At 54.5% G+C, this 8,436-nt stretch carries 9 protein-coding genes and 1 tRNA gene; 8 read left to right on the top strand and 2 right to left on the bottom strand.

From position 1 onward, the window contains the following. Nucleotides 1–93 precede the first annotated feature (93 nt). A tRNA-Trp gene (locus LDK53_RS14850) sits at nucleotides 94–169 on the top strand. A 97-nt stretch (nucleotides 170–266) separates the two neighbouring features. On the opposite strand, the gene hdfR is transcribed toward LDK53_RS14850, so the two are convergent. Next, nucleotides 267–1,088 (bottom strand): HTH-type transcriptional regulator HdfR, encoded by an 822-nt coding sequence (gene hdfR / locus LDK53_RS14845; RefSeq protein WP_025757599.1) that lies wholly within the window; start codon nucleotides 1,086–1,088, stop codon nucleotides 267–269. A gap of 118 nt (nucleotides 1,089–1,206) precedes the next feature. Here hdfR and LDK53_RS14840 point away from each other — a divergent pair, with 118 nt between their 5' ends. Beyond that, nucleotides 1,207–1,545, top strand: coding sequence for a DUF413 domain-containing protein (locus LDK53_RS14840; RefSeq protein ID WP_025757596.1), 339 nt, complete (start codon nucleotides 1,207–1,209; stop codon nucleotides 1,543–1,545). 25 nt (nucleotides 1,546–1,570) lie between these two features. On the opposite strand, the gene LDK53_RS14835 is transcribed toward LDK53_RS14840, so the two are convergent. Then, nucleotides 1,571–3,091, bottom strand: coding sequence for a YifB family Mg chelatase-like AAA ATPase (locus LDK53_RS14835; protein ID WP_225287471.1), 1,521 nt, complete (start codon nucleotides 3,089–3,091; stop codon nucleotides 1,571–1,573). A gap of 339 nt (nucleotides 3,092–3,430) precedes the next feature. Here LDK53_RS14835 and ilvL point away from each other — a divergent pair, with 339 nt between their 5' ends. The 6 genes from ilvL to ilvD all read left to right on the top strand — a co-directional run bounded on the left by ilvL (nucleotide 3,431) and on the right by ilvD (nucleotide 8,434). After that, nucleotides 3,431–3,529 (top strand): ilv operon leader peptide, encoded by a 99-nt coding sequence (ilvL, locus tag LDK53_RS14830; RefSeq protein ID WP_001311244.1) that lies wholly within the window; start codon nucleotides 3,431–3,433, stop codon nucleotides 3,527–3,529. Between the two features lie 86 nt (nucleotides 3,530–3,615). After that, nucleotides 3,616–3,666 carry a peptide IlvX gene (gene ilvX, locus LDK53_RS14825; RefSeq protein WP_102046757.1) on the top strand — a complete coding sequence of 17 codons (51 nt, stop codon included), beginning with the start codon at nucleotides 3,616–3,618 and terminating at the stop codon, nucleotides 3,664–3,666. A 2-nt stretch (nucleotides 3,667–3,668) separates the two neighbouring features. Further along, nucleotides 3,669–5,315 (top strand): acetolactate synthase 2 catalytic subunit, encoded by a 1,647-nt coding sequence (gene ilvG, locus LDK53_RS14820; protein WP_225287470.1) that lies wholly within the window; start codon nucleotides 3,669–3,671, stop codon nucleotides 5,313–5,315. Further along, on the top strand, nucleotides 5,312–5,575 hold the full coding sequence (gene ilvM, locus LDK53_RS14815) for an acetolactate synthase 2 small subunit (RefSeq protein ID WP_003860184.1): 264 nt from the start codon (nucleotides 5,312–5,314) through the stop codon (nucleotides 5,573–5,575). Before ilvG ends, ilvM begins: the two co-directional genes overlap by 4 nt. Nucleotides 5,576–5,593: 18 nt before the next feature. Continuing rightward, nucleotides 5,594–6,523: a branched-chain-amino-acid transaminase gene (gene ilvE, locus LDK53_RS14810; RefSeq protein WP_013099287.1), complete on the top strand. Its 930-nt coding sequence runs from the start codon at nucleotides 5,594–5,596 to the stop codon at nucleotides 6,521–6,523. 60 nt (nucleotides 6,524–6,583) lie between these two features. Then, nucleotides 6,584–8,434, top strand: a complete 1,851-nt coding sequence (ilvD, locus tag LDK53_RS14805) for a dihydroxy-acid dehydratase (RefSeq protein ID WP_225287469.1) — start codon at nucleotides 6,584–6,586, stop codon at nucleotides 8,432–8,434. The last annotated feature ends 2 nt before the right edge of the window (nucleotides 8,435–8,436 follow it).

Genomic DNA, 8,436 nt, shown 5'->3' with positions numbered 1-8,436 from the left:
ACGCAGGGGGTCGCGGGTTCGAGTCCCGTCCGTTCCGCCACTTATTAAGACATTAAGCCTGCCTTACTGGCAGGCTTAATGGCAAAAAACTTTAGGGGCGTAGCTCAGTTGGTAGAGCACCGGTCTCCAAAACCGGGTGTCGCGAGTTCGAGTCTCTCCGCCCCTGCCATATATAATCCTTTGCTTCGGCAAAGGATTTTTTTTGCCCGAAATACTCTACAGTACCGCTTCTTCATTTTCAGCCAGCCTCCCTGCTGGCTGCTATATCAATCCATCACGTTGATTTTTAATAGATCTTTTATCTGCGATTGCTTATCACTATTTTGCAGCCAAATGGCATACAGCGGCCTGGTAAGCGTGGTGGAATCCACCACGGTATGCAGCCCGGCTTTAGTGTCTGCCCAGCGAACCGGTAACCAGGTACACCCTTTTAACAAGGGCAGTTGCTGGCAGGCGATCTCTGCAGAGCTGGTTGTTAACTGTGGAACATCATCAGGTGCAATCAATCCCGCCTCATGCTGCTGAAAATCTGGTCCCCATTCCAGCCGCAAATAGGTCAGGTCTGCCTTCATCATCGAAGGTTCAGAGGCATAAAGCGCCAGACCAAACTGGCCAACAATCTGGCTGCTAAATTCATCCATCTTGGGGGCTTCGGTCGTGATCAGAAGATCAAGCTGACGCTCATGAAGCTGCTTAACCAGCGACTGCCGTTGCGCAATCCTGGCTTCGAATTGCAAATGACCATGAGAATGATACAGCCGGGTAAGCCACTGACTTAACATACATTCCCACAGAGAAGCGCTGGCCCCAATCGAGAACTCATTGTGCCTCGAAGTATGGGCAACCTCTTTGCGCGCTGCCTGCCAGGTATTCATCAGCGTTTCTGCGTACGGGAGCAGTTTTTCACCCGCAGGTGTCAAACGGATGTTGTTGCGATGGCGGGTAAAAAGATTCACACCCAGTTGATTTTCCAGCTGTCGAATACGAAAACTGACTGCTGACTGCGTCAGATAAAGGGCTTCAGCTGCTCGCCCAAAGTGGCGTGTTCTGCTCACTTCAAGGAAAGTTTTTAGCAATTCCGTATCCACATCTTTCTCCGCAAAATTATTTGTCGTTATGATTTAAATGTTTTGTTTTACACTCTGTCAAGCGTAACTAATACTCCGCGCCATAAATAGCTCGGCCAAAGAATTAGGAGCGTGTAGGATGGCGGAAAGCTTTACGACGACTAATCGTTTTTTCGACAATAAAAATTATCCACGCGGGTTCTCTCGTCACGGCGACTTCACCATCAAAGAGGCGCAGCTGCTTGAGCGTCATGGTTATGCCTTCAACGAGCTGGATCTGGGTAAACGTGAGCCTGCAACGGAAGATGAAAAGCAGTTTGTCTCCGTGTGCCGTGGTGAGCGTGAACCACAATCTGAAGCGGAACGTGTATGGATCAAGTACATGGCGCGCATTAAGCGTCCAAAGCGTTTCCATACCCTTTCTGGCGGTAAGCCGCAGATGGAAGGTGCTGAAGATTACACCGAGTCTGATGACTAAGAAAAAAGGGGCTGCGGCCCCTTTTTTACGCCAATAACTTTTGCAGGTGCAAAAGTAAACGGTCGATTGCCCGATAGCTCAACGCTTCCTGCAGATGCTGTCTCTCAATTGCATGACTGCTTTCCACATCGGCGATAGTACGAGCCACTTTTAAAAGACGCTGCCATGCACGAATAGAGAGCCCGAAGCGCGTCAACGTTTCCTCCAGCCACGTCGCATCCTCAGCCTTTAGCTGGCAAAACTGTCGGATCTCAGCATTATCCAGACGGGCATTCAGTTTATTTTGCCGCCTGTACTGCCGGGCCTGAGCAGCAATAACCCGATCGCGAACCGTTACTGAACACTCTCCTCTGACACTGCTCTGGCTGAGCAGGCCGGGAGGAGGCAAAGGGATCTCCAGGGATAAATCGAAACGATCCAGGAAAGGGCCTGATAACTTTCCCAGATATCGCAGTGTTTGTTCAGGCGTACAGCGGTTGTGATTCCCCTGATAATGACCTGACGGGCTGGGGTTCATTGCCGCAACCAGCTGGAACTGTGCCGGATAGCTTATTTTGGCTCGGGTACGTGAGATATGTATCTCTCCGGATTCAATCGGCTCCCTTAGGGCATCCAGCACGCGCCGCTCAAACTCAGGTAGTTCATCAAGAAACAGGATGCCGTTATGTGCCAGTGAAATCTCTCCCGGCCCCGGAATGGAACCTCCTCCGACCATGGCCGTCAGGGACGCGCTGTGGTGCGGAGAGCGGAAAGGGCGACGTCGCCACTGTTTTTGCAACGACACTGAACTCACCAGGCTCACTATCGCAGCGCTTTCGAGTGCTTCATGGTTACTGAGTGGTGGAAGTAAACCATTCAACCGGCTCGCCAGCATCGTTTTTCCGGTACCCGGCGGGCCAATCAGTAACAGGTTATGCCCGCCGGCAGCGGTGATCTCCAGCGCTCGCTTTCCCTGCTCCTGACCGATAATATCGCTGAGATCGTCGGTGCTTTCAGGCGGTATATCTTCCGTTTCTTCGGGCTCTGACAACCTATGCCGCCCTTCAAGATGGGCGCAGACCTCCTGCAAATGCCCGGCAATAAGGCACCCTTTTTCGGCTATCAGCCTCACTTCCGCACTGTTTTCATTGGCAAGAATGATTTCCCGACCGGCACGTATAGCTTCCAGCGCACCAGAGATAGCGCCAGGAACGCCTCTCAGTGCGCCTGTAAGCGCCAGTTCACCGATGAACTCGTACGAGCCTAGCCTGGACGTATTAAGCTGTTCAGAAGCGGCGAGAAGCGCAATAGCGATAGGTAAATCATATCTCCCGCCCTCTTTAGGCAGATCCGCTGGTGCCAGGTTGATGGTGATCTTTTTCGCCGGGAAGGTATAACCGCTATTGATAATGGCGCTGCGGACCCGATCTCTGGCTTCTTTCACCGTTGTCTCTGGCAAGCCGACAAGCGTTAAGCCGGGCAGTCCATTACTCAGATGAACCTCCACAGAAATAAGCGGTGCTTTTACTCCAATAGCCGCACGCGTATAAACAACTGACAGTGACATAAGCACCTCCTCGGGCGCTGACTATGCCACTGTCGCTTTCATACCTTGAGTGCTGTTTTTGTGTTTTACGGCATTACTTCCAGACTTTTAGCAGCAATTTGCAATCATTTCTTGTGAGTGGAAGCCACATCGCAGAAAAAACGTGCCCGTTATGATGACCTGGCGGCGGCGAAAAAAATGAAAAATATTCACCATCTGTTTTTCTCATATAAAACAATGCTTTTCAAAGATATGGTTCGCGAGCTAATCAAAATGGTCATAAATAAATCTTGTGTTTGGTTTAAAAACTGTGATAACTCTTTAGGTATTCCTTCGAACAAGATGCAAAAAGAACTGAAAATGACAGCCCTTCTACGAGTGATTAGCCTGGTCGTGATTAGCGTGGTGGTGATTATTATCCCACCGTGCGGGGCTGCACTTGGACGAGGAAAGGCTTAGATATCAAGCCTTAACGAACTAAGACCCCCGCACCGAAAGGTCCGGGGGTTTTTTTATGACTAAAAAACGCAAATGAGGAGCAGAGAATGACAAATAGCACAAAATTCTGTTTCTCCCGATTTATGACGGGGAACTAACTATGAATGGGGCACAGTGGGTAGTACATGCGTTGCGCGCGCAGGGAGTCGAAACAGTATTCGGTTATCCGGGTGGCGCAATTATGCCGATTTACGATGCACTGTATGACGGCGGCGTGGAGCACCTGTTGTGCCGACACGAGCAGGGCGCGGCAATGGCGGCGATCGGTTATGCGCGCGCCACCGGCAAAACCGGCGTCTGCATGGCGACCTCGGGTCCCGGTGCAACTAACCTGATCACCGGTCTGGCTGATGCGCTGCTCGATTCCGTTCCGGTCGTCGCCATCACCGGACAGGTTGCATCTCCTTTCATCGGTACCGACGCTTTCCAGGAAGTGGACGTTCTCGGCTTATCCCTGGCCTGCACCAAACACAGCTTCCTCGTCCAGTCTCTGGAAGAGCTGCCGCGGGTGATGGCAGAAGCGTTCGAGGTGGCAAGTTCCGGCCGTCCAGGTCCGGTTCTGGTTGATATCCCGAAAGATATCCAGGTGGCGATCGGCGATCTCGAACCGCACTTCTCCACTGTTGAGAGCGACGATGCGTTTCCGCATGCGGAAGTGGAAGAGGCGCGGCAGATGTTGGCCCAGGCGAAACAGCCGATGCTGTACGTCGGTGGTGGCGTGGGCATGGCGCAGGCAGTTCCTGCCCTGCGTGAATTTATCGCGGTGACGCAAATGCCTGCTACCTGCACGCTGAAAGGGCTGGGTGCGGTAGATGCGGATTATCCCTGTTATCTGGGCATGCTGGGGATGCACGGTACCAAAGCGGCAAATCTGGCCGTTCAGGAGTGTGACTTGCTCATCGCCGTGGGTGCCCGTTTTGACGATCGCGTCACCGGTAAGCTGAATACCTTCGCGCCGAATGCCAAAGTGATCCATATGGATATCGACCCTGCGGAGATGAACAAATTGCGTCAGGCGCATGTTGCCTTGCAGGGCGATCTCAATACGCTGTTACCGGCATTACAGCAGCCACTGGATATCAATGCCTGGCGAAAGCACACCTCAGACCTGCGCGCTGAACACGCCTGGCGTTACGATCATCCTGGCGACGCCATCTACGCGCCGCTGCTGTTGAAGCAGTTGTCCGATCGGAAACCCGCAGACAGCGTGGTGACGACGGATGTGGGTCAACACCAGATGTGGTCCGCCCAGCACATGACCTATACCCGCCCGGAAAATTTCATCACCTCCAGCGGGTTAGGCACGATGGGCTTCGGCTTGCCTGCTGCCGTGGGTGCGCAGGTTGCCCGCCCGAACGATACGGTAATCTGTATCTCCGGTGACGGCTCCTTCATGATGAACGTTCAGGAGCTGGGCACCGTGAAGCGCAAGCAGTTGCCGTTGAAGATCGTGTTGCTCGATAACCAGCGTTTAGGGATGGTTCGCCAGTGGCAACAACTCTTCTTCCAGGAGCGTTACAGCGAAACCACCCTGACTGATAATCCCGATTTCCTCACCCTGGCCAGCGCCTTTGGCATTCCTGGCCAGCACATCACCCGTAAAGACCAGGTTGAAGCGGCACTCGACACCATGCTGTTAAGCGAAGGGCCTTACCTGCTTCATGTCTCAATCGACGAGCTTGAGAATGTCTGGCCGTTGGTACCGCCAGGTGCCAGTAACTCACAAATGCTGGAGAAATTATCATGATGCAACATCAGGTCGCCGTGCAGGCTCGCTTCAATCCAGAGACATTAGAGCGCGTTTTGCGCGTGGTCCGTCATCGTGGCTTTCAGATTTGCTCTATGAATATGGAGACGGCCACTGACGCCCAAAACATCAGTATCGAATTAACCGTTGCCAGCCCGCGCCCGGTCGACTTACTGTTTAGTCAGTTATCAAAGCTGGTAGACGTTGCCCATGTTGCCATCTGCCAGAGCACAACCACATCACAACAAATCCGCGCTTAAGCGTGACAGGAAGAGAAAATGACGACAAAAAAAGCTGATTACATTTGGTTCAATGGTGAGATGGTTCGCTGGGAGGACGCGAAAGTCCACGTGATGTCCCACGCGCTGCACTACGGTACTTCTGTCTTTGAAGGGATCCGTTGCTACGACTCTCACAAAGGGCCAGTGGTGTTCCGTCATCGTGAACATATGCAGCGTCTGCATGACTCAGCCAAAATTTATCGTTTCCCGGTTTCTCAGAGCGTTGATGAGCTGATGGAAGCCTGCCGCGAGGTCATCCGTAAAAACAATCTGACCAGTGCCTATATTCGTCCGCTGGTTTTCGTGGGTGACGTAGGGATGGGCGTTAACCCGCCAGCCGGTTATACCACGGATGTGATCATTGCCGCGTTCCCGTGGGGTGCCTACCTGGGTGCAGAAGCGCTGGAGCAGGGGATCGACGCAATGGTCTCTTCCTGGAATCGTGTGGCACCCAATACGATCCCGACCGCCGCTAAAGCAGGCGGTAACTACCTCTCTTCCCTGCTGGTCGGTAGCGAAGCGCGCCGTCACGGATATCAGGAAGGTATTGCGCTCGATGTGAACGGCTACATCTCCGAAGGCGCCGGTGAAAACCTGTTTGAAGTGAAAGATGGCATCCTGTTCACGCCGCCGTTCACCTCGTCCGCGCTGCCGGGCATCACCCGTGACGCCATCATCAAGCTGGCGAAAGATCTGGGTATCGAAGTGCGTGAGCAGGTCCTGTCCCGCGAATCCTTGTACCTGGCGGATGAAGTGTTTATGTCCGGTACCGCGGCTGAAATCACGCCGGTTCGCAGCGTAGACGGTATTCAGGTAGGCGCAGGCCGCTGTGGTCCGGTCACCAAACGCATTCAACAAGCCTTCTTCGGCCTCTTTACCGGCGAAACAGAAGACAAATACGGCTGGTTGGATCAGGTTAATCAATAAGCATAAATATGGGACGGCACGCACCGTCCCTTTGACTCGTCAGACGGGAGTAAATAAAGCATGCCTAAGTATCGTTCCGCCACCACCACCCATGGCCGTAACATGGCCGGTGCCCGCGCGCTGTGGCGCGCCACCGGGATGACCGACGCTGATTTCGGTAAGCCGATTATCGCCGTGGTGAACTCCTTTACCCAGTTTGTACCGGGCCATGTGCACCTGCGCGATCTCGGTAAGCTGGTTGCCGAGCAAATTGAAGCTGCTGGCGGGGTGGCGAAAGAGTTCAACACCATTGCGGTGGATGACGGTATCGCGATGGGTCACGGGGGCATGCTCTATTCACTGCCGTCGCGCGAGCTGATCGCCGACTCGGTGGAGTACATGGTTAACGCCCACTGCGCTGATGCCATGGTTTGTATCTCCAACTGCGATAAAATCACCCCGGGGATGCTGATGGCCTCCCTGCGCCTGAACATTCCGGTGATCTTCGTCTCCGGCGGTCCAATGGAAGCGGGTAAAACCAAGCTTTCCGACAAAATCATCAAGCTCGACCTGGTGGATGCGATGATTCAGGGCGCGGATCCGAAAGTCTCTGACGAGCAGAGTAATCAGGTGGAGCGCTCCGCGTGCCCAACCTGCGGCTCCTGTTCCGGGATGTTCACCGCCAACTCTATGAACTGTCTGACCGAAGCGCTGGGCCTGTCTCAGCCGGGCAACGGCTCGCTGCTGGCGACCCACGCCGATCGTAAACAGCTGTTCCTTAACGCCGGTAAGCGCATCGTTGAGCTGACCAAACGTTACTACGAGCAGGACGATGCCAGCGCGCTGCCGCGCAACATCGCCAGCAAGGCCGCGTTTGAAAACGCCATGACGCTGGATATCGCCATGGGCGGTTCCACCAATACCGTTCTGCACCTGCTGGCTGCCGCGCAGGAAGCCGAAATCGACTTCACCATGAGCGATATCGACAAGCTCTCCCGCAAAGTGCCGCAGCTGTGTAAGGTCGCGCCAAGCACCCAGAAATACCACATGGAAGACGTCCACCGCGCGGGTGGCGTCATCGGTATTCTCGGCGAGCTGGATCGCGCCGGGCTGCTGAACCGCGACGTTCAGAACGTGCTTGGCCTGACGCTGCCGCAGACGCTGGATAAATACGACGTGATGCTGACCAAAGACGACGCGGTGAAAAAGATGTTCCGCGCCGGCCCGGCCGGTATTCGCACCACGCAGGCCTTCTCCCAGGATTGCCGCTGGGACTCGCTGGACGATGACCGCGCTGAAGGGTGCATCCGCTCTCTTGAACATGCCTACAGCAAAGATGGCGGTCTGGCCGTGCTGTACGGTAACTTCGCTGAAAATGGCTGTATCGTTAAAACCGCTGGCGTAGATGACAGCATCCTCAAGTTTACTGGCCCGGCAAAAGTCTACGAAAGCCAGGATGAGGCGGTAGACGCCATCCTGGGCGGTAAAGTGGTGGAGGGCGACGTGGTTGTCATCCGCTACGAAGGGCCAAAAGGCGGGCCGGGCATGCAGGAGATGCTCTACCCAACCACTTTCCTGAAATCCATGGGCCTCGGTAAAGCCTGCGCGCTGATCACCGACGGACGTTTCTCGGGCGGTACTTCAGGCCTCTCCATCGGCCACGTCTCTCCGGAAGCGGCAAGCGGCGGCAACATCGCCATCATCGAAGATGGTGACCTGATCGAAATCGACATTCCGAATCGCGGGATCCAGCTCAAGCTGAGCGATCAGGAAATTGCGGCGCGTCGTGAAGCACAGGAAGCGCGCGGTGATAAAGCCTGGACGCCAAAAGACCGCCAGCGTGAAGTCTCCTTTGCCCTGCGCGCTTACGCGAGCCTGGCGACCAGTGCAGACAAAGGCGCGGTACGCGATAAATCGAAACTTGGGGGCTAATG

This window comes from Enterobacter sp. K16B, from assembly GCF_020216105.1.
In the GTDB taxonomy this organism is placed as follows: Bacteria; Pseudomonadota; Gammaproteobacteria; order Enterobacterales; family Enterobacteriaceae; genus Enterobacter; species Enterobacter sichuanensis.
The sequence above is the reverse complement of the archived record's forward strand: the minus strand, read 5'-3'. Positions and strand labels throughout refer to the sequence as shown.

Coding starts and splice junctions, on each gene's coding strand:
- LDK53_RS14840 (WP_025757596.1), top strand. CDS start 1,207: ATGGCGGAAAGCTTTACGACGACTAATCGTTTTTTCGACAATAAAAAT.
- LDK53_RS14835 (WP_225287471.1), bottom strand. CDS start 3,091: ATGTCACTGTCAGTTGTTTATACGCGTGCGGCTATTGGAGTAAAAGCA.
- ilvL (WP_001311244.1), top strand. CDS start 3,431: ATGACAGCCCTTCTACGAGTGATTAGCCTGGTCGTGATTAGCGTGGTG.
- ilvG (WP_225287470.1), top strand. CDS start 3,669: ATGAATGGGGCACAGTGGGTAGTACATGCGTTGCGCGCGCAGGGAGTC.
- ilvM (WP_003860184.1), top strand. CDS start 5,312: ATGATGCAACATCAGGTCGCCGTGCAGGCTCGCTTCAATCCAGAGACA.
- ilvE (WP_013099287.1), top strand. CDS start 5,594: ATGACGACAAAAAAAGCTGATTACATTTGGTTCAATGGTGAGATGGTT.
- ilvD (WP_225287469.1), top strand. CDS start 6,584: ATGCCTAAGTATCGTTCCGCCACCACCACCCATGGCCGTAACATGGCC.